General features: G+C 48.8%; 16 protein-coding genes. 9 read left to right on the top strand and 7 right to left on the bottom strand.

The genetic code is table 11. The annotated features are described in order from the left end of the window. The first annotated feature begins 57 nt into the window (after nucleotides 1-57). From glnP to ybiO, 3 genes are all read left to right on the top strand, one after another. Nucleotides 58-717 carry a glutamine ABC transporter permease GlnP gene (gene glnP, locus ACJHW7_RS00610; protein WP_001159065.1) on the top strand — a complete coding sequence of 220 codons (660 nt, stop codon included), beginning with the start codon at nucleotides 58-60 and terminating at the stop codon, nucleotides 715-717. Further along, nucleotides 714-1436, top strand: a complete 723-nt coding sequence (glnQ, locus tag ACJHW7_RS00605) for a glutamine ABC transporter ATP-binding protein GlnQ (RefSeq protein ID WP_000569080.1) — start codon at nucleotides 714-716, stop codon at nucleotides 1434-1436. Before glnP ends, glnQ begins: the two co-directional genes overlap by 4 nt. A gap of 260 nt (nucleotides 1437-1696) precedes the next feature. Continuing rightward, nucleotides 1697-3922: a mechanosensitive channel protein gene (gene ybiO / locus ACJHW7_RS00600; protein ID WP_001267253.1), complete on the top strand. Its 2226-nt coding sequence runs from the start codon at nucleotides 1697-1699 to the stop codon at nucleotides 3920-3922. On the opposite strand, the gene rlmF is transcribed toward ybiO, so the two are convergent. Then, complete coding sequence (rlmF, locus tag ACJHW7_RS00595; protein WP_021556623.1) at nucleotides 3919-4845, bottom strand: 23S rRNA (adenine(1618)-N(6))-methyltransferase RlmF; 927 nt, start codon at nucleotides 4843-4845, stop codon at nucleotides 3919-3921. The genes ybiO and rlmF overlap by 4 nt on opposite strands. A 275-nt stretch (nucleotides 4846-5120) precedes the next feature. Between rlmF and mcbA the strand changes: the two genes are divergently transcribed. From mcbA to ybiJ, 5 genes are all read left to right on the top strand, one after another. Continuing rightward, entirely contained in the window at nucleotides 5121-5381 is a 261-nt protein-coding gene (gene mcbA / locus ACJHW7_RS00590) for a DUF1471 family periplasmic protein McbA (protein WP_000710619.1), read from the top strand. A gap of 264 nt (nucleotides 5382-5645) precedes the next feature. Next, nucleotides 5646-7928, top strand: a complete 2283-nt coding sequence (locus ACJHW7_RS00585) for a catecholate siderophore receptor Fiu (RefSeq protein ID WP_040234623.1) — start codon at nucleotides 5646-5648, stop codon at nucleotides 7926-7928. Nucleotides 7929-7969: 41 nt separating this feature from the next. Next, nucleotides 7970-8647, top strand: a complete 678-nt coding sequence (gene ybiX, locus ACJHW7_RS00580; RefSeq protein WP_000990177.1) for a PKHD-type hydroxylase YbiX — start codon at nucleotides 7970-7972, stop codon at nucleotides 8645-8647. Between the two features lie 73 nt (nucleotides 8648-8720). After that, complete coding sequence (gene ybiI, locus ACJHW7_RS00575; protein WP_000146357.1) at nucleotides 8721-8987, top strand: C4-type zinc finger protein YbiI; 267 nt, start codon at nucleotides 8721-8723, stop codon at nucleotides 8985-8987. 265 nt (nucleotides 8988-9252) lie between these two features. Further along, complete coding sequence (ybiJ, locus tag ACJHW7_RS00570; RefSeq protein ID WP_000849301.1) at nucleotides 9253-9513, top strand: DUF1471 family protein YbiJ; 261 nt, start codon at nucleotides 9253-9255, stop codon at nucleotides 9511-9513. 102 nt (nucleotides 9514-9615) lie between these two features. On the opposite strand, the gene ybiE is transcribed toward ybiJ, so the two are convergent. From ybiE to espX2, 5 genes are all read right to left on the bottom strand, one after another. Next, nucleotides 9616-9675, bottom strand: coding sequence for a protein YbiE (gene ybiE / locus ACJHW7_RS00565; protein WP_211180490.1), 60 nt, complete (start codon nucleotides 9673-9675; stop codon nucleotides 9616-9618). Between the two features lie 66 nt (nucleotides 9676-9741). Continuing rightward, nucleotides 9742-10827 (bottom strand): hydroxycarboxylate dehydrogenase HcXB, encoded by a 1086-nt coding sequence (gene hcxB / locus ACJHW7_RS00560; protein WP_021556621.1) that lies wholly within the window; start codon nucleotides 10825-10827, stop codon nucleotides 9742-9744. A 140-nt stretch (nucleotides 10828-10967) separates the two neighbouring features. Beyond that, the gene (ybiB, locus tag ACJHW7_RS00555; RefSeq protein ID WP_000386551.1) at nucleotides 10968-11930 is read right to left on the bottom strand and encodes a DNA-binding protein YbiB; all 963 of its coding nucleotides are present in this window, start codon (nucleotides 11928-11930) and stop codon (nucleotides 10968-10970) included. A 27-nt stretch (nucleotides 11931-11957) separates the two neighbouring features. Further along, a complete protein-coding gene (gene dinG / locus ACJHW7_RS00550) occupies nucleotides 11958-14108 on the bottom strand; it encodes an ATP-dependent DNA helicase DinG (protein WP_021556620.1) in 2151 nt (716 codons plus the stop codon). 283 nt (nucleotides 14109-14391) lie between these two features. After that, entirely contained in the window at nucleotides 14392-16404 is a 2013-nt protein-coding gene (gene espX2, locus ACJHW7_RS00545; protein ID WP_021556619.1) for a type III secretion system effector EspX2, read from the bottom strand. A gap of 304 nt (nucleotides 16405-16708) precedes the next feature. Between espX2 and ACJHW7_RS00540 the strand changes: the two genes are divergently transcribed. Continuing rightward, nucleotides 16709-18394, top strand: coding sequence for a hypothetical protein (locus ACJHW7_RS00540; protein WP_021556618.1), 1686 nt, complete (start codon nucleotides 16709-16711; stop codon nucleotides 18392-18394). Between the two features lie 104 nt (nucleotides 18395-18498). Here the strand turns inward: ACJHW7_RS00540 and rhlE are convergent, their stop codons facing one another. Next, a complete protein-coding gene (gene rhlE / locus ACJHW7_RS00535; protein WP_001717923.1) occupies nucleotides 18499-19863 on the bottom strand; it encodes an ATP-dependent RNA helicase RhlE in 1365 nt (454 codons plus the stop codon). Between the last annotated feature and the right edge of the window lie 14 nt (nucleotides 19864-19877).

Genomic DNA, 19877 nt, shown 5'->3' with positions numbered 1-19877 from the left:
CGGGGCCATTAATTACCCTGAATTTGATTATTTACACCACGGTAACAGGAACAACATATGCAGTTTGACTGGAGTGCCATCTGGCCTGCCATTCCGCTTCTGATTGAAGGTGCCAAAATGACCCTGTGGATTTCGGTCCTCGGTCTGGCTGGCGGTCTGGTAATCGGATTGCTGGCAGGTTTTGCACGCACCTTCGGTGGTTGGATAGCCAACCACGTCGCGCTGGTCTTTATTGAAGTGATCCGCGGCACACCTATCGTCGTCCAGGTGATGTTTATCTATTTTGCCCTGCCGATGGCGTTTAACGACTTACGCATCGACCCATTTACTGCGGCGGTGGTCACCATCATGATCAACTCCGGCGCGTACATTGCGGAAATCACGCGTGGTGCGGTGCTGTCTATCCACAAAGGTTTTCGTGAAGCAGGACTGGCGCTCGGTCTTTCACGTTGGGAAACCATTCGCTACGTCATTTTACCGCTGGCACTGCGTCGTATGCTGCCGCCGCTGGGTAACCAGTGGATCATCAGCATTAAAGACACCTCGCTGTTTATTGTTATCGGCGTGGCGGAACTGACCCGTCAGGGGCAAGAAATTATTGCCGGTAACTTCCGCGCCCTTGAGATCTGGAGCGCCGTGGCGGTGTTCTATCTGATTATTACCCTGGTGCTGAGCTTTATTCTGCGTCGTCTGGAAAGAAGGATGAAAATCCTGTGATTGAATTTAAAAACGTCTCCAAGCACTTTGGCCCAACCCAGGTGCTGCACAATATCGATTTGAACATTGCCCAGGGCGAAGTCGTGGTGATTATCGGGCCGTCCGGTTCCGGTAAATCGACCCTGCTGCGCTGCATCAACAAACTGGAAGAAATCACCTCCGGCGATCTGATTGTCGATGGCCTGAAGGTTAACGATCCGAAAGTTGACGAGCGCCTGATTCGCCAGGAAGCAGGTATGGTGTTCCAGCAGTTTTACCTCTTCCCGCATCTGACGGCGCTGGAAAACGTCATGTTTGGCCCGCTACGCGTGCGTGGCGCGAACAAAGAAGAGGCGGAAAAACTGGCGCGTGAGCTGCTGGCGAAAGTCGGTCTGGCAGAACGTGCACATCACTACCCTTCCGAACTTTCTGGTGGTCAACAGCAGCGTGTGGCGATTGCCCGCGCGCTGGCGGTGAAGCCGAAAATGATGCTGTTTGATGAACCGACTTCCGCTCTTGACCCGGAACTGCGCCATGAAGTGCTGAAGGTTATGCAAGATCTGGCTGAAGAAGGGATGACGATGGTGATCGTGACCCACGAAATCGGTTTTGCCGAGAAAGTAGCTTCGCGCCTGATCTTTATCGACAAAGGCCGGATTGCGGAAGATGGCGATCCACAAGTGTTGATCAAAAATCCGCCGAGCCAGCGCTTGCAGGAATTTTTACAGCACGTCTCTTAATAAGACACATTGCCTGATGCGCTACGCTTATCAGGCCTACAGGATATCTGGCAACTTATTAAAATTGCATGAACTTGTAGGACGGATAAGGCGTTCACGCCGCATCCGGCAAAAAAGCCCGCACGTTGTCAGCAACCTGCTTAATATCCCTTCCTCCCTTTCACCCGAAAGGGAGGCACACCAGATTCCTCTCATTTAAAATCGCCCCTTCCCCAGCATCTATACTTATCTTTTTGCTCTGTTTTCTCACTGGAGGAGTCATGCGGTGGATCCTGTTCATCCTCTTCTGCCTGCTGGGCGCACCTGCCCACGCGGTATCCATACCCGGCGTTACAACCACAACGACAACGGACTCAACGACTGAACCGGCCCCGGAACCGGATATCGAACAAAAAAAAGCGGCCTATGGCGCACTGGCGGATGTGCTGGATAATGACACCTCGCGTAAAGAGTTGATCGACCAGTTGCGCACCGTCGCCGCGACGCCACCTGCTGAACCGGTCCCGAAGATCGTGCCGCCGACGCTGGTTGAAGAGCAAACCGTGCTGCAAAAGGTCACCGAAGTCAGCCGCCATTATGGTGAAGCCCTTTCCGCCCGCTTCGGGCAGCTTTATCGCAATATCACCGGCTCCCCGCATAAGCCGTTTAATCCACAAACCTTCAGCAATGCGCTGACCCATTTTTCAATGTTAGCGGTTTTAGTGTTTGGTTTTTACTGGCTGATTCGCCTGTGCGCACTGCCGCTGTATCGCAAAATGGGTCAGTGGGCGCGGCAAAAAAATCGTGAGCGCAGTAACTGGCTGCAGCTTCCGGCGATGATTATCGGGGCGTTTATTATCGACCTGCTGTTACTGGCACTGACATTATTTGTCGGCCAGGTATTAAGCGACAACCTGAATGCAGGCAGTCGCACCATCGCTTTCCAACAAAGTTTGTTTCTCAACGCCTTTGCCCTGATTGAATTTTTCAAAGCTGTACTACGCCTGATTTTTTGCCCAAATGTGGCGGAGCTGCGCCCGTTCACGATACAGGACGAGAGCGCCCGTTACTGGAGTCGTCGCCTGAGCTGGTTAAGCAGTTTGATAGGTTATGGCCTGATTGTGGCCGTGCCGATTATCTCTAATCAGGTGAATGTACAGATAGGTGCGCTGGCGAACGTCATCATTATGCTGTGCATGACCGTCTGGGCGTTGTACCTGATCTTTCGTAATAAAAAAGAGATTACCCAGCATTTGCTCAACTTCGCGGAGCATTCGCTGGCCTTTTTCAGCCTGTTTATCCGCGCCTTTGCGCTGGTGTGGCACTGGCTGGCAAGCGCCTATTTTATCGTGCTGTTTTTCTTTTCGTTGTTCGATCCGGGCAACAGCCTGAAATTTATGATGGGTGCAACAGTGCGCAGCCTGGCGATTATTGGTATCGCAGCATTTGTTTCCGGTATGTTTTCCCGCTGGCTGGCAAAAACCATCACTCTCTCGCCACATACTCAGCGTAACTATCCGGAGTTGCAAAAACGGCTGAATGGCTGGCTTTCGGCGGCGCTGAAAACGGCGCGTATTCTGACCGTCTGCGTGGCTGTAATGCTGCTGTTGAGCGCATGGGGATTGTTCGATTTCTGGAACTGGCTGCAAAACGGCGCGGGGCAGAAAACCGTAGATATCCTGATCCGTATCGCACTCATTCTTTTCTTCTCGGCGGTTGGCTGGACGGTGCTCGCCAGTTTGATCGAAAACCGGCTGGCTTCGGATATTCATGGCCGCCCGCTACCCAGCGCCCGCACGCGTACCCTGCTTACGCTGTTTCGTAACGCGCTGGCGGTGATTATCAGTACCATCACCATCATGATTGTGTTGTCGGAAATCGGCGTCAATATCGCGCCATTGCTGGCAGGTGCCGGGGCATTAGGTCTGGCTATCTCGTTTGGTTCGCAAACGCTGGTGAAAGATATTATCACCGGGGTATTTATTCAGTTTGAAAACGGCATGAACACTGGAGATTTGGTGACTATCGGGCCGTTGACCGGCACTGTGGAACGGATGTCGATTCGCTCCGTGGGCGTACGCCAGGATACCGGGGCGTACCACATCATTCCGTGGTCTTCGATTACCACCTTTGCCAACTTTGTCCGCGGCATTGGTTCGGTAGTGGCAAACTACGATGTTGATCGCCATGAAGATGCTGATAAAGCCAATCAGGCACTGAAAGATGCGGTAGCGGAATTAATGGAAAACGAAGAAATTCGCGGGCTGATTATTGGTGAACCGAACTTTGCCGGGATTGTCGGCTTAAGCAATACCGCGTTTACACTGCGTGTTTCGTTCACCACGCTGCCACTCAAACAGTGGACGGTACGCTTTGCCCTCGACAGCCAGGTGAAAAAACATTTCGACCTGGCGGGCGTTCGCGCGCCAGTGCAGACTTATCAGGTGCTGCCTGCTCCGGGCGCGACCCCGGCTGAACCGTTACCGCCGGGGGAGCCAACGCTTTAACGCTGGCGATTGACAAAACGGCGGCGCTGCTCGTCGTTCATAAAGGTCCAGGCAATAAAGCGACTCTGCTTTTGCCCCTGGGCCATCTCTTTTTTAACCACCTTCACCGCGCCCACGTCCGTCAGGGCACGATACAACGGCGGTAAGTTTTCACCACGAGATACCAGTGAAGTAAACCACATCACCTGCTTCGCGAAGCCTTTGCTCTCTTCAATCATCTTTTTGATAAAGGTGACTTCACCGCCTTCACACCACAACTCCTGTTGCTGGCCACCAAAGTTCAGTGCATCGTCTTTGTTCAGCCCCAGGTTACGGCGTTTACACTCACTACCTGCCCGCGCCGCAGCGGCGGAATCGTGGAATGGCGGGTTACACAAGGTCGCGTCGTATTGCTCGTTTTTATGGATGATTCCGTTAAAAATCGCCCCGCTCTCTTTTTGCCGACGCAGGCGAATGGCGCGATTAAGCCCCGGATTAGCACTGATGATCGCCTGCGCGCTGCTTAACGCCTGGCTGCTGGTTTCACTACCGGTAAAACGCCAGCCATATTCATGTACGCCAATCAGCGGATAAATACAGTTCGCACCAACGCCGATATCCAGAATGCTGGCATTAACTGGAATTGTTCCGCTTGCTTCTGCCAGTAAATCGGCAAGGTGATGAATATAATCCGCCCGGCCCGGTACTGGCGGACAGAGAAAACCGTCCGGGATATCCCAGTTCGCTACGGCGTAAAAATGGGCCAGCAACGCCTTATTGAGCGCCTTCACCGCCAGCGGATTGGCAAAGTCTACGCTTTGCTCCCCGGCGGGTGTAAGCGTGAGGAATTGCCTGAGTTCAGGATTGACCTGACAAAGCGTGGCGAGATCGTAGCGGCTGTGATGACGGTTGCGCGGATGCAACCCCGGTTTCTGGGCGGACATAGCATTCTCCTTTAAGCAGCGGCGTAAGATACCCGCATAACGCGACAGGGTAAATATCTGGCTGCGTTTATCATTTCTAAAAACCTTAACATGGCTATGGTTTATGGCAATTCATCATAAAAATCAGCATCATGCATGTCATTGATTTGTCTTATTTTGTAAAAATATATCGTTCAAAAAATAAGCGTATCTCTGTCAATTTTTTGCGTCATTTTCATCGCCCAGGCGACCTACACTTATCAGGCACTACCCGTTGTATTTATGAGGATGTCATTATGAAAAAGTGCCTCACACTACTGATTGCCACCGTCCTGAGCGGAATCTCTCTCACGGCTTATGCCGCGCAACCGATGAGTAACCTGGACAGCGGTCAGCTACGGCCCGCCGGTACCGTTTCGGCAACTGGCGCATCAAACCTAAGCGATCTGGAGGATAAACTGGCAGAAAAAGCGCGCGAACAAGGCGCGAAAGGTTATGTCATTAATTCCGCAGGCGGAAATGACCAGATGTTCGGTACTGCAACCATCTACAAATAACCCCACCAACGTAACTGCATTCGCCTCTGGATGCAGTTTTCGCCTGTTTTGTAATCAAAAAACATCAAATATGAACGCAATGTAAATAAATGTATTTCTTTTTCGCGCAATGGGTGATAGAAAATCGCGCCAAGTGATAATGCTTATCAAAATTATTATCACTTGCACGAACACTATCACGAGATTAACAGTGGCATCGCATCCGCAGAGAGGCTTTCTCGTGGCAGTGAAAATTTCAACATATAAGAAAAAGTCACCTGCAAAATGGAAAACAATCGCAATTTCCCTGCCAGACAATTTCATTCGCTCACGTTCTTTGCCGGTCTTTGTATTGGCATCACGCCTGTGGCTCAGGCACTCGCCGCCGAAGGGCAAACTAACGCGGATGACACGCTGGTTGTCGAAGCATCAACGCCTTCGCTTTATGCGCCACAACAATCTGCAGATCCGAAATTCTCGCGTCCGGTAGCGGATACTACCCGCACGATGACGGTGATTTCTGAACAAGTGATTAAAGATCAGGGCGCAACCAACCTTACCGACGCACTCAAAAACGTCCCCGGCGTGGGTGCGTTTTTTGCGGGTGAGAACGGTAACTCCACCACTGGCGACGCCATTTATATGCGCGGTGCTGATACATCTAACAGTATTTATATTGATGGCATTCGCGATATCGGCAGCGTCTCGCGCGACACCTTCAATACCGAGCAGGTCGAAGTGATTAAAGGGCCTTCCGGCACCGACTACGGGCGCAGCGCGCCGACGGGCTCGATCAATATGATCAGCAAGCAGCCGCGCAATGATTCCGGCATTGACGCCTCCGCCAGTATTGGCAGCGCCTGGTTCCGCCGCGGCACGCTGGACGTCAATCAGGTCATTGGTGATACCACCGCGGTGCGCCTGAATGTGATGGGCGAAAAAACGCACGATGCCGGACGCGACAAAGTCAAAAATGAGCGTTACGGCATCGCCCCTTCTGTCGCTTTTGGCCTTGGTACAGCGAATCGTTTGTATCTTAATTATCTGCATGTCACCCAGCACAACACGCCAGACGGCGGCATTCCAACCATCGGTTTGCCGGGCTATTCTGCCCCATCTGCAGGAACGGCGACCCTGAATCATTCCGGAAAAGTTGATACGCATAACTTTTACGGCACGGATTCCGATTACGACGATTCGACCACCGACACCGCTACCATGCGTTTTGAGCACGACATCAACGATAACACCACCATTCGCAACACTACCCATTGGTCGCGCGTGAAGCAGGATTACCTGATGACGGCGATTATGGGTGGGGCGTCGAATATTACCCAGCCCACCAGCGATGTGAATAGCTGGACCTGGTCACGCACGGCGAATACTAAAGATGTGAGTAATAAAATTCTCACCAACCAGACCAACCTGACCTCGACGTTCTATACCGCTTCTATCGGTCATGATGTCAGTACCGGCGTGGAATTTACCCGTGAAACGCAGACTAACTACGGCGTTAATCCGGTGACGTTACCTGCGGTAAATATTTATCATCCTGACAGCAGCATTCATCCCGGCGGCCTGACGCGCAACGGCGCAAACGCCAATGGTCAGACGGATACCTTCGCAATTTACGCCTTCGATACGCTGCAAATCACCCGTGATTTTGAGCTGAACGGCGGGATCCGTCTGGATAATTATCATACTGAATATGACAGTGCCACCGCCTGCGGCGGCAGCGGACGCGGTGCCATCACCTGCCCAGCTGGTGTGGCAAAAGGTTCTCCGGTCACCACCGTCGACACCGCCAAGTCGGGCAATCTGGTGAACTGGAAAGCCGGGGCGCTGTATCACCTGACGGAAAATGGCAATGTCTATATTAACTATGCCGTTTCCCAGCAGCCTCCGGGCGGCAACAACTTCGCCCTTGCGCAGTCTGGCAGCGGTAACAGTGCCAACCGCACCGATTTTAAACCGCAAAAAGCCAACACCAGCGAGATTGGCACCAAATGGCAGGTTCTGGATAAACGCCTGTTGCTCACCGCCGCGCTGTTCCGTACTGATATCGAAAATGAAGTTGAGCAAAATGATGACGGAACTTACTCGCAATATGGTAAGAAACGCGTCGAAGGCTATGAGATATCCGTGGCCGGGAATATCAGTCCCGCGTGGCAGGTGATTGGCGGCTATACCCAGCAAAAAGCAACCATCAAAAACGGCAAAGATGTTGCCCAGGATGGTTCCTCATCGCTGCCCTATACCCCGGAGCACGCCTTTACCTTATGGAGCCAGTATCAGGCAACCGATGATATTTCCGTTGGTGCGGGCGCACGGTATATCGGCAGTATGCATAAAGGTTCAGACGGCGCGGTGGGAACGCCAGCATTTACTGAAGGTTACTGGGTCGCCGACGCCAAACTGGGGTATCGGGTTAATCGCAATCTCGACTTCCAGCTAAACGTCTACAACCTGTTTGATACCGATTACGTCGCCTCAATCAACAAGAGCGGCTACCGTTATCACCCGGGCGAGCCAAGAACCTTCTTGCTCACAGCCAATATGCATTTCTGATTCAGATGTGGGGCGCAGGCCCCACTTTTTGGAGAACTTGTATGATGTACCACATTCCCGGCGTGTTATCGCCACAGGACGTCGCCCGTTTTCGCGAACAACTGGAACAAGCCGAATGGGTGGATGGACGCGTCACCACCGGCGCACAAGGTGCGCAAGTTAAGAACAATCAACAGGTAGACACCCGCAGCACGTTATACGCCGCCCTGCAAAATGAGGTGCTGAACGCGGTTAACCAACATGCTTTGTTCTTTGCCGCGGCCTTGCCGCGTACCCTTTCCACGCCGCTGTTTAATCGCTATCAGAACAATGAAACCTATGGTTTTCATGTGGATGGCGCAGTACGCAGCCATCCACAAAACGGCTGGATGCGCACTGACCTTTCTGCCACGCTGTTTTTAAGCGATCCACAAAGCTACGACGGCGGCGAACTGGTCGTTAATGACACCTTCGGACAACATCGGGTAAAACTCCCGGCAGGTGATCTGGTGTTGTATCCCTCCAGCAGCCTGCATTGCGTGACACCCGTAACCCGCGGCGTACGAGTGGCATCATTTATGTGGATCCAGTCGATGATCCGCGATGATAAAAAGCGCGCCATGCTGTTTGAACTGGACAACAATATTCAGTCGCTGAAAAGCCGCTACGGCGAAAGTGAAGAGATCCTGTCGCTGCTCAATCTTTATCATAATCTGCTGCGGGAATGGTCGGAGATCTGACGCTTGAACTACCCGAGTTCGTCCCTATATTAGCTACACTTAACTGTACAAGCATTGATATGGGGAGGACGATATGGCATCCGGTTGGGCTAACGATGACGCCGTCAACGAACAGATCAACAGTACAATTGAAGATGCGATTGCCCGCGCTCGGGGTGAAATTCCGCGTGGCGAAAGCCTGTATGAATGTGAAGAGTGCGGTGCCCCCATCCCGCAAGCCCGTCGGGAAGCCATTCCTGGCGTGCGCTTATGTATTCATTGTCAGCAGGAGAAAGATTTACAAAAACCAGCTTATACAGGATATAATCGCAGAGGTTCGAAAGACAGCCAGTTACGTTAACTACAACTGGCGGGATGTATAGCGAGTATAATTTGTATTTTTCGTGGCATTCCGTGCCTTTAACGCTGCCGTGACTGCCACGCGATATAAAACGGGTCCATAAGTACAACAAATAAATGGTTTATCAGTATGTTAGATATCAATCAATTTATTTGAACAAGGCGGTCAATTCTCTTCGATTTTATCTCTCGTAAAAAAACGTGATACTCATCACATCGACGAAACAACGTCACTTAAACAAAAAATCACCTGCGAGAGATTAATTATGAAAACTATCAATACTGTTGTTGCTGCTATGGCTCTTTCAACTCTGTCATTTGGCGTGTTTGCCGCGGAACCGGTAACGGCATCCCAGGCACAGAACATGAATAAAATCGGCGTGGTTTCTGCCGATGGCGCATCCACCCTCGATGCCCTGGAAGCGAAACTGGCTGAGAAAGCGGCGGCAGCTGGGGCGAGTGGATACAGCATCACTTCCGCCACCAACAACAATAAATTAAGCGGTACTGCGGTAATTTATAAGTAATTCGTAGGACGGATAAGGCGTTTACGCCGCATCCGGCAACAGATGCCTGATGCGACGCTACCGCGTCTTATCAGGCCTACAAAATCCGAACCGTTGGACGGATCAGGCGTTTACGCTACGTCCAGCACAAGTATTTCCCTGTCTGTTTGCCGACAGACGCATATGCTCTAACCCTCATTGATCCTATGTTACCCTTGTTTGCCCGTCCGCCACTGGACGGGCTTTTTTTTAGCTGGCTAACTGCTGACAGAAAGCCTGCAACGTCTCTTCCGACATACCAATCTGCCGCGCCGCATCACAAATGGCCTGCCAGCTTCCCCCATCCAATGGAATCCCCTGCTTCTGCCGTTCGCGACGCGTGTTCACTTCCCACTCGCCCGGTAGCAAAATCGGCTTATCGTCATCATGCGGCGAGGCTTTCACCCACTCGGCAAAGGCTTCAGTCTGCGCGCTACAATCCGGCGCGCCGAACAGTTCCGGGTTGATGATGATAGTGGTCATGCAGTTAAGAATGGCATCGGGACTGGTTTGTAACGTTTCCTGATGCGTCGTTTTACCGCCAGAAAGCGCCCCGCCAAGAATTTCACACATCGCGGCAAGGGCGTAGCCTTTATGTTCGGCAAAGGTCAACAGCGACCCCAACGGCGACTCCTGCATTACCGCCGGATTGGTCGTCGGCACGCCGTTAACGTCAATCAGGCAACCTGGCGGCACGGGGACGCCTTTATGCCAGGCGACGCGGGTTTTGCCAAATGCAATGGCGCTGGTGGCGTAATCAAGCAACAGCGGAAAATCATCTTTACGTGGGAAAACCACACAGAACGGATTGGTGCCAAAGCGGCTGTCGCGACCGTGGAACGGCGCGACCATTGGAATACCGACCACGCTAACAAAGTGGATAGAGACAAACCCCGCCGCTGCGCACTGTTCTGCCCAGTAACCGATACGGCCGATATGATGCGAGTTATGTAGCGCCACGGCAGCAATACCGTGCTGATGCGCTTTCTCAATCCCCAGCGCCATCGCTTCGTGTGCCGCGACCTGACCAAATGCGCGATCGCCATCGAGCGTGACCGCCGCCCCCGCCTCTTTAACGATTTTGGCATGATGGTTAATTTGCAGGTGCCCCTGACTCCAGGAGCGTACATAGCTTGGGATCATGCCAATACCATGTGAATCATGCCCTGCCAGGTTTGCCGCGATTAAATGATCGGCAACTAATTTCGCTTCTTGTTCCTCGCTACCCATCTGACGAAATACAGCCTGAATAAAGCTGTGCAGCGTCTGAGCATCAAAGCGATGACCACTTTCCATGGTTAACTCCTGTTTATGTTATGTGTTTGTTGTTTTTTTATGCTGCACGCCGGGCGCGAGAAGGTCAATAAAGATGCAGGAATTTCATATTGCGGTGGGGTAAAAGCCGGATGACGTGGCTCATCCGGCTGAGATAAAAATTAAAATGCCTGATTAACGCGCGCCAGGCCATCGCTGATAGTTGCCGCTTCACCCGTAGCCACCAGGCAGCAAGCCATCTGGATTTTCAGCGATTCGGGAATCGGTTCGCTGCCAGCCAGGCAACGCTCAATCCACTGCGCCGTGGTTTCCGGATCTTTTGCTTGTGGCAGTAACTCGCTACCAGCAGTGTCCTGTTTTTCATACAGCACCCGCATCCCTTCACGGTCAATGAGATTGATCTGCGGGCAGCGCTGCGGATTAGCATACACTTCGCCTTCAGTACCATGCATTAGTAACGCCCGCCCGCCGATATCGCTAAAGAACTTCGCGACTCGCCCGATGTATTCCGGATGCGAAACGCTGGAAAGACGCAGTGCCTCACCTTCGGCAAATGGCGTCGCCAGTTTCGCCAGGGTATGTGCACTGTTACGCACGCCCATCCGCCAGCGCATCGCCAGTTGTTTTTCCAGCGGCGGGCAAAACGCACCGACTGGCATAAACACCGGTTGATGTTCGTCGAGCTTCGCCTGCGCCTGCCCGCCGTGCAACGTTGGCGTAATACCCATCAGTTCGAAAATGGTTTCTGTCAGCACGCGAGTTGGATCTTCGCTAACCCCGTGAACCACCACAGGAAAACCGAGTTTGTGCAGCAGAATCGCCAACAACGGCGTCAGGTTGGCCTGTTTACGCGCGCCGTTGTAACTGGGGATGACAATCGGCATCGGCTTGCCTGCAGGCGGCGTCAGCTTGATGGTGTGATTTTGCATGGCTTCGTAAAAGCCGAGCATCTCTGCTTCCCCTTCCCCTTTGATACGCAGCGCAATCAATACGCCGCCCAACTCAAGGTCAGGGACTTCACCATTGAGCATATGGGCATACAGACCGCGCGCAGTATCCCGGTCTAAATCGCGCGCGTGGTTTTTCCCGCGCCCGATCTCTTTAATGATTTTGCGATAGTCCATTTACGACTCCTTACCTGACTCACATCATTAACGCCGCCGACGGCGTGGGGATTTCGTTTTTTCTTTCTTTTTAACTATACCTTCAGGGACTTCCGGTTGCTCTATCGGAAATACCGGTAATGCATCCAGTAGTCGCTTGCCATAATTTTTGGTCAGCAAGCGTTTATCGTAAATCACCACTTCGCCCCAGCAACCGTGACTTCGAATCAGTCGCCCAACCTGCTGAATCAGGTTAAACGAGGCGCTCGGCAAGCTTTGCACCTCAAATGGATAGCGGTTGAGGCTTTTCAGCCATTCCCCTTCGGTGATCACCACCGGGCTGTCGATAGGCGGAAAAGCGATTTTGTGGATATGCACCTGGCTGAGCAGATCACCTTTCAGATCCAGCCCTTCGGCAAAAGACTGTAAACCCACCAGCACGCTGCGCTCACCGTTGGCAACGCGTTTGCGATGCAGTTCAACTAAGCGATAGCGCGGCTGATCGCCCTGCACCAGCAACATCAACCGTAAATCTGTCACGTAGTCGAGAAACCGCTGCATCGCCCGTCCGCTGGCAAACAGCACTAACATACCGAGATGTTTTTTACTCTCCACCTGCTCACGAAAGAACGCCGCCATTTCAGCAATATGCTGTTCTTCGTTGTCGATGGAAGGCTCAACGCGCATCCGGGGAATAACAATTTTGCCCTGTTCGCAGTGGTTAAAGGGGGAATCCAGCGCCACAAAGCGGTCGCCCGCTTTCTCTTTCAGCCCGCTCATCTCCTGCAAACGCGAAAAACTGTTCAGCGAACGCAAGGTCGCGGAAGTGACAATAATGTGCGGAATACTGCGCCACAGCAGCCTTTCCAGCTGATCGCTGACACGTATTCCCACGCAGTGAAACCAGAGATGCAGCTGCCCTTCGCGCTCTTCTCGCGTCGCCCATTTAGTGACAGGCGCACCGGAAGATTGCGCCAGCGAAGCCAGCCGCCAGAGTTTGCTTTGCGCCTCAAACATCCCCAACGCGCGGTTCATCTGCAAAATCAACCGATGCAGACGTACAATGTCATGGCTGCCGGTTTTCTCACTTAAATCGTTAAGAAATAACTCCGCCAGACCACGCAGCATCTCGGTGAGTTTTGCCAGCCGCTGGCAGATCTCCAGCACTTCATCAGGCAGTTCGCCCATCGCAAAACGGTGTTCTGCTTCCTGCCCGGCAGGCATGTAGAGATTGAGAATGTTGTTTAATGAGGCGATAAGCTCATACAGCTCTTCACAATGCGCATTCAAACGTTCAGGGATCGCCAGCGGCGGGATGGTCTTCGGGCGAAACTGCTCCATGCAGGTAGCGACCAGTTTCGTGAACAAGTCCAGCTGTAGCCGATACCATGGCGCGGTGATTTCGGCACTCATCTCCAGCGCATCCCGCGCCACATCTGGCAGGTGATGGCCTTCGTCCAGCACCAGCAGTAAATTTTTCGGGTCAGGCAATACCGCTTCGCTTTCCATCGCCGCCATCACCAGCGCATGGTTTGCCACCACCACTTCCGCTTCCTGAATCTCCCGACGAGCAACAAAAAACGGGCATTCGCGATAGTAGTAACAGTTGCGGTTGAGGCAGCTGGCTTTGTCGGTACTTAAACGACGCCAGAGATCGTCATCTATAGCGATATCTGTATGATCGCGCAGACCATCCCATTTATAAGTGTCGAGATCGCCCTTCAGCTTCGCACAACGTTTTTGCTCTTCCTGATTATTTGGCGTCAGTTCGTCGTCAAGAAACGCCAGCAGATCCTGTTGCGTGGGCTCAGTGCTGGCAAGCGCCGTCAGATTACGCGGGCAAACGTAGCGCCCACGACCAAAAGCGGCAGTGAATTTAAGATCGGGAATGATCTTTTTCAGCAGTGGCAAATCTTTGCTGTAGATCTGATCCTGCAATGCCACGTTGGCGGTGCTCACCACCAGCGTTTTTTGCTCTTCGCGGGCAATGGCGATGCCGGGAATCAAATAGGAGAGCGTTTTCCCAACGCCAGTGGGGGCTTCAATCGCCAGATGCCGCCCTTCTTCTCCGGCCAGCGTTTTGGCGACGTCCGCAATCATTTGCCGCTGCGGCGCACGGGAAATAAAGTCGGGGATCTGTTCCTGAAGCGCCTTATACCAGGCGGCAATTTGCGCTTTAAGCGCGGCGGTTAATGCCATGAGAAAACCTGAAATACTGTATAAACAGCCAATATTGTGGCATTTTTCGGTTTTCAGGGGTAATGGTTTTTCTGTTTCTGGAAAGCGGCTCGCAAACACGCCCTCTCGCAATATATTTGATTGAAAATTCGACGGCACAGTGAGCGCCAGTCTTCAGGGCAGAAAACAGCAAGTGATACCGCATTTCGTGGTTACACTTGCCGCCGTCATCGCTTCGCAGGAACCGGTATTGCCGACCCTGGCCTGAGCCAGGGCCATCAATGCCATTATTCTGCTGCGATCTTTACAGCCATGCGTCTGGCGTCCACTCGGATAAAACTTTAGAAAAACGATATTGTGCATAGCGGACCATATCACGATATAACGAACTTATGCGCAACTGGTTGGCCTCTTCATTAGACAGATTATTGAAATCAAGCAATACCGTTTTGTATGTATTAAAAGTTTGATTGCTTATCATACTTTCATCTAAAGAATGAGCTTTCGCCAATAAAGCAAATGCATAACGTTTTAAAGTTTTTGACGCATCAGGAATACCGTTAAAGACATTACTGTGAGAAATATTTGCAAATACGGCAGACAGGCAGAAAAATATTTTAGACTTATCACTTTCACTGGCCTCTTTGAGATCCAGCATCGTTAATAGATTAGCGTAATGTTTATCTTTCAGAGAATGCTGTTGCCATTGGTCTGAATCGGTCATCAAAGAGGAAAATGATGAATTAAGTTCTGTCGGTTGATTATTGCATTCGGGCACAAAGTCTGTTTTTCGCATTATTGCTGACATAAATACGTCACGAATATAACCTTTGAATCCAAGAGCATTGAGAATCAATTGATGTTTCTTATTTTTCTGCGCATATTCCCATCCTTTTGCAAATAAAGGAAATGCACGCATACAAATCGTTTCTGGATCATCTATGACAATTTCATGGGTATCCTGCAAAGATGGATAAATAGAGTAATTATTCCAGATAGTCTTTTTCTTAACCTCTGGCTCAAGCATTGAGATTAATGCCTGTTGCGATAAGCGCATTACTCGCCCAGAGTTATCGGATGATAACAAGATATAACATTTATTATCTTTATCTAACAATCCTTGCTGCTGATTGAAATTCAATTTAATTTCTTCAGTAACGAATTGTTTTATTTCAGGTAATGAAAGATAATTGTGATAAAGGTCAAATGCTAAGTTTTTCTCTTCAACATTTCCGTTTTCAAAAAGCAAATCAATAAATTGAATAAATCTATAATTTTCAGAAACCATCAACTCTGGTCTCTTTAAAAAGAGGGCATGGAAAAAGTTAATTATTTCCGCATCGTTATTCAGATTTTTATTTCTGAAGTAGCACAGATACGTATCCAGTGCGCGCATAACAAGTTCATGATCGCTATTAAGTGGGGATTTTATTAATTTTGCTATTATGGTTGATGGGAATGCCACTATGTCCCGCAGCGCGAAGAGCTCCATGCCATCAGTTAATTGCGTTAACAGATCTTTTACTGTTTGTATGTTATCAGTACTATCATTGAAAGATTCGTCTGCCAGAGAATTCAGTTTTTCTATCATCCCCCCGATTACAAATATATCTTTTTCGCTCTCCACGTCATGATTAGACATATCATCGACGATATCTTTAACTTTACTATCACTTTCAAATAGTTTTTCTCTCACAATATTATTAGCGTTTACTGCAGAAGTCGCATCATAATAGGATGGCGGAATAATAACAGAGAATTCGTTAGTGAATATAGAATGATCTGCAAGATTATCATCATTCAATTTCTCGCCAACATTTAGCGAATTAACAGTCCTCAGAATATGCATCTCAATCTGACTGTCAGAAAGACTTTTAGAAAAAACACTACCTTCAGTCAGTTCAATTTTCATCCTGAGTATTTTATTTTTGAGGTCGGAAAATGTATTTACATAGGGAATAAAAACATCTGACAAATTAGAGTTGTTTTTCTTCCCATTAATATTATCTATTCTGACGGTGATCCCTTTCTCATCACGAGGAATTGCATCATTCATATTTATAGAGATCACATTTTCATGTCTGGATTGCCCGGTTTTAATCGTCATATTGATATCGTTTGCGCTGATCTCCGAAATCTCACTGACGAATTTTTTAAATGCATTATAGCGCTGGTGGCCAGCATTAAATTTGCCAAATGAAACATAATATGCGAAATGTTCAAGGAAACCATGTAATTCCAGTAAATTAACCGGGTCAGAACCCTGCACCATATTTAATAACATCGTCGCATAACCATTGCATTTTGAACAATCCATACATCGCTCCTTTGCACTTGAATGATCTGCGAATCATAAGCCTGGCAAAATGGGGAATCTTACAGAAATCGCTCATTTTTAACTTTTCGTACTGCAAACTCAGGATCAACCTGGTTATGAAAGTTTGCTGCTGCACCGCTCTAAACAGACTGGCGATCAATCTTTCTATCAATAAGCAGAAATGAGCGATTTTTGATAGTTAATTTAAATTACTTCATTGTAATACTTTGATTATCTATAGCTTGCACATAATGATTACTTATTATTTTTATCAATTTCAATTTGACGTATTAAAGGAGTTAATATGCATAATTTGTTTGAGCAGTGGCCATTATTTAAACCTAACACACCTGGCAATTCCAACTATTTCCCTGACAACTTATCTATTACAGATATGGTTTTCTGGTTCGATAATAATGCCAAAAAACTGTTAGATGTTATTAAAAAAACAACGAACCATGAACAAAAGCAAATGTTCATTCAGCATTTAACATCAACCTTGTATAATAACAAAGTATTAAACAATCCTTATCATTTAGAACCGCAAAAAATCTCGAATGAGCAGATAGCCTTACCAATAATTAATATTTTATATGATAACTCTGACGTATTTCATAAAGAAAGCATTTTGTTTTTTTCACAATTATTTATAAAAAATATCGAACTTTTCGATATAAATACCCCGGAAGATGTAATGATTTTTGATAGTCCCGATGCATCTTCTATTTTTGATACCCAGGGATACCTCTCGACGTATCATGTTCAGCCAGATTTACTCGATTATAAGAACAAAATAATCATCCTTTTGGTTAAATTTCTTAATCATATTAATGAGGCAAATAGCAAATACAAAACTGCGGAAAAGAAAGATTTCTATAACAAGTTATTGGCACCACTACGCTATATAAATAACGACGGAAATAAAATATTGATATTAAATTATCTTATAACGAACATCTTTACATCCACAAATTCAAATCCTGATGGTTTGCTCTTTGATGCTATACTGGATATTGCACATAACTCCGTTCACAGAGGATATTTAAATCAACATAGTTTAATCAGGCATCGCTGCGTCCAGCACGCACTGATTAACATCATCTCAAAACAAACAGATATTGACTTAAAAATAAAATGGATAAAAGATATAGTTTTAGTGTTGAAATTACAACATGATGATTTATCGAAATGTATCAGCCCACTTATTTTCGCTATTGAATCGATAAAAACAACCAGCATTAACGACACGACAATTAAAACCTCTTCGCAAATATTAAAACTGCATAATTATATGGAGATGTGTTATACACTTTTTGATAGCTATCCAAATTTAATCACTGAATGTAATGACTTATTCACGGATTGTATTTCTATTGTTACTCAGTACGATCTGAGAGGATATTTTAGCAGACTTTTTGAGATGATAGAGATTACTGACAATGTAACTAAAAAGAATACAACTGCTTTTTTAATTAGCAGAATTGAATCCCGGCATTTGTATCAACCTAAAATTGCCGCTCAATCTTTGAAATTGTTATTGAATACAGATATTCCATATGCATATTCATCATTGCCAACATTACTTAATATTCTACAAAAAACAGTTTATGAACCGGGGCATCTGGAGTTACTCGATAAAGTGTTAAAGTTATGTGCCAAAAATATTCAGGCGTCAGAATTTGATAGTTTATTAGAACTACTAAAGATATACGGTAATGAAACGACTGCACACTTTATTTTGCTTAGGGAGATAGTCGGATACACTATAGACAATGAAAATAATAAAATCAGGGACAGAATCAAGCTAATACTAAATCACATATCTCATAATAATTTTCCAGATGATGAACAAACACTTTATGCAATAGCATGTTTATTCCAGACTTTCCCAGAATTTGTTTATGAATATCAACCAATGTTATTAACAATAATTCAAATTGCAAGAAGAAATAATTTCATTGCCATTTTAGATACACTAGATAGATCATAAAGCAAATTTATTAAAACAATAAAAACAGACATGTCATGCATGTCTGACCGTGTTACCTGAATAAAGGGCAAAAGCCTGTGATACTCTTTTGCCCTTACATGGTATTACTGCGCAGCGGCAGGTTTACGCGGACGGCGGCGACGTTGTTGTTCGCCTGCCGGTTTGGCATCGCCGAGGCGGCGAGACGGTTTTTCTGCAGGCTTCGCGCTTGCAGATTTTGCACCACCTTCTCCACGGCGTAGTTGCTGTTGACCGCGACCACCGCCCTGCCCACGACCACCGCCGCCACGTTGCTGGCGACCGTTCTGGATCGGTTCGGCTTTGATTGACGGGTCCGGCTCATAGCCCGGAATCGCAATGCGCGGGATCTCTTTTTTCAGCAGTTTTTCGATATCACGCAGCAGTTTGTGTTCATCAACACACACCAACGACAACGCTTCTCCGGTGGCTGCGGCACGACCGGTACGCCCGATACGGTGGACATAATCTTCCGGTACGTTTGGCAGTTCATAGTTGACGACGTGCGGCAACTCTTCGATATCCAGACCGCGCGCAGCGATGTCAGTTGCCACCAGTACACGAATATCGCCCGATTTAAAATCGGCCAGCGCACGGGTACGCGCACCTTGCGATTTATTACCGTGGATCGCCGCACTACGGATGCCATCTTTATTAAGCTGTTCAGCGAGATGGTTAGCGCCATGTTTGGTACGGGTAAACACCAGCACCTGCTGCCAGTTCCCTTTCCCAATCATGTGCGACAGCAATTCGCGTTTGCGCTTCTTATCAACAAAGTGAACATGCTGGGTCACCTGATCAGACGCGGTATTGCGGCGTGCCACTTCGATTTCCAGCGGGTTGTGCAACAGTTTTTCCGCCAGGGCTTTAATATCGTCAGAGAAGGTCGCGGAGAACAACAGGTTCTGGCGCTTCGCAGGTAGTTTTGTTAACACGCGACGGATATCGTGGATAAAGCCCATGTCGAGCATGCGGTCAGCTTCATCGAGGACGAGGATTTCAACCTGATCCAGCTTCACTGCATTCTGATGTTCCAGGTCCAGCAAACGTCCCGGCGTTGCCACCAGCACATCAACGCCGCCGCGCAACTTCATCATTTGTGGGTTAATGCTGACACCGCCAAACACCACCAGCGAACGAATGTTCAGGTATTTGCTGTAATCACGGACGTTTTCGCCAATCTGCGCCGCCAGTTCACGGGTCGGGGTAAGAATGAGCGCACGTACCGGACGACGCCCTTTGGCGTGCGGCTGGCGAGTGATCAGGTGTTGCAACAGCGGCAGCGTAAAGCCCGCTGTTTTGCCGGTACCGGTCTGGGCACTGGCCATCAGGTCGCGGCCTTCCAGCACCGCAGGGATCGCCTGCTGCTGAATAGGGGTGGGTTCACGGTAACCCTGCTCGGCAACGGCGCGCAGGATATCAGGGCTTAAACCCAAAGAATCGAAAGACATAACTACTCCGAACC

The organism is Escherichia sp. WS1152, assembly GCF_046487665.1.
Taxonomy (GTDB): Bacteria; Pseudomonadota; Gammaproteobacteria; order Enterobacterales; family Enterobacteriaceae; genus Escherichia; species Escherichia coli.
Note: the sequence above shows the minus strand (reverse complement) of the source record. Positions and strands in the feature narration are given on the sequence as shown.

What these genes read in the sequence shown, in the direction of transcription:
- glnP (WP_001159065.1), top strand. Translation starts at nt 58, where the DNA reads ATGCAGTTTGACTGGAGTGCCATCTGGCCTGCCATTCCGCTTCTGATT.
- ybiO (WP_001267253.1), top strand. Translation starts at nt 1,697, where the DNA reads ATGCGGTGGATCCTGTTCATCCTCTTCTGCCTGCTGGGCGCACCTGCC.
- rlmF (WP_021556623.1), bottom strand. Translation starts at nt 4,845, where the DNA reads ATGTCCGCCCAGAAACCGGGGTTGCATCCGCGCAACCGTCATCACAGC.
- mcbA (WP_000710619.1), top strand. Translation starts at nt 5,121, where the DNA reads ATGAAAAAGTGCCTCACACTACTGATTGCCACCGTCCTGAGCGGAATC.
- ACJHW7_RS00585 (WP_040234623.1), top strand. Translation starts at nt 5,646, where the DNA reads ATGGAAAACAATCGCAATTTCCCTGCCAGACAATTTCATTCGCTCACG.
- ybiX (WP_000990177.1), top strand. Translation starts at nt 7,970, where the DNA reads ATGATGTACCACATTCCCGGCGTGTTATCGCCACAGGACGTCGCCCGT.
- ybiI (WP_000146357.1), top strand. Translation starts at nt 8,721, where the DNA reads ATGGCATCCGGTTGGGCTAACGATGACGCCGTCAACGAACAGATCAAC.
- ybiJ (WP_000849301.1), top strand. Translation starts at nt 9,253, where the DNA reads ATGAAAACTATCAATACTGTTGTTGCTGCTATGGCTCTTTCAACTCTG.
- hcxB (WP_021556621.1), bottom strand. Translation starts at nt 10,827, where the DNA reads ATGGAAAGTGGTCATCGCTTTGATGCTCAGACGCTGCACAGCTTTATT.
- ybiB (WP_000386551.1), bottom strand. Translation starts at nt 11,930, where the DNA reads ATGGACTATCGCAAAATCATTAAAGAGATCGGGCGCGGGAAAAACCAC.
- dinG (WP_021556620.1), bottom strand. Translation starts at nt 14,108, where the DNA reads ATGGCATTAACCGCCGCGCTTAAAGCGCAAATTGCCGCCTGGTATAAG.
- espX2 (WP_021556619.1), bottom strand. Translation starts at nt 16,404, where the DNA reads ATGGATTGTTCAAAATGCAATGGTTATGCGACGATGTTATTAAATATG.
- ACJHW7_RS00540 (WP_021556618.1), top strand. Translation starts at nt 16,709, where the DNA reads ATGCATAATTTGTTTGAGCAGTGGCCATTATTTAAACCTAACACACCT.
- rhlE (WP_001717923.1), bottom strand. Translation starts at nt 19,863, where the DNA reads ATGTCTTTCGATTCTTTGGGTTTAAGCCCTGATATCCTGCGCGCCGTT.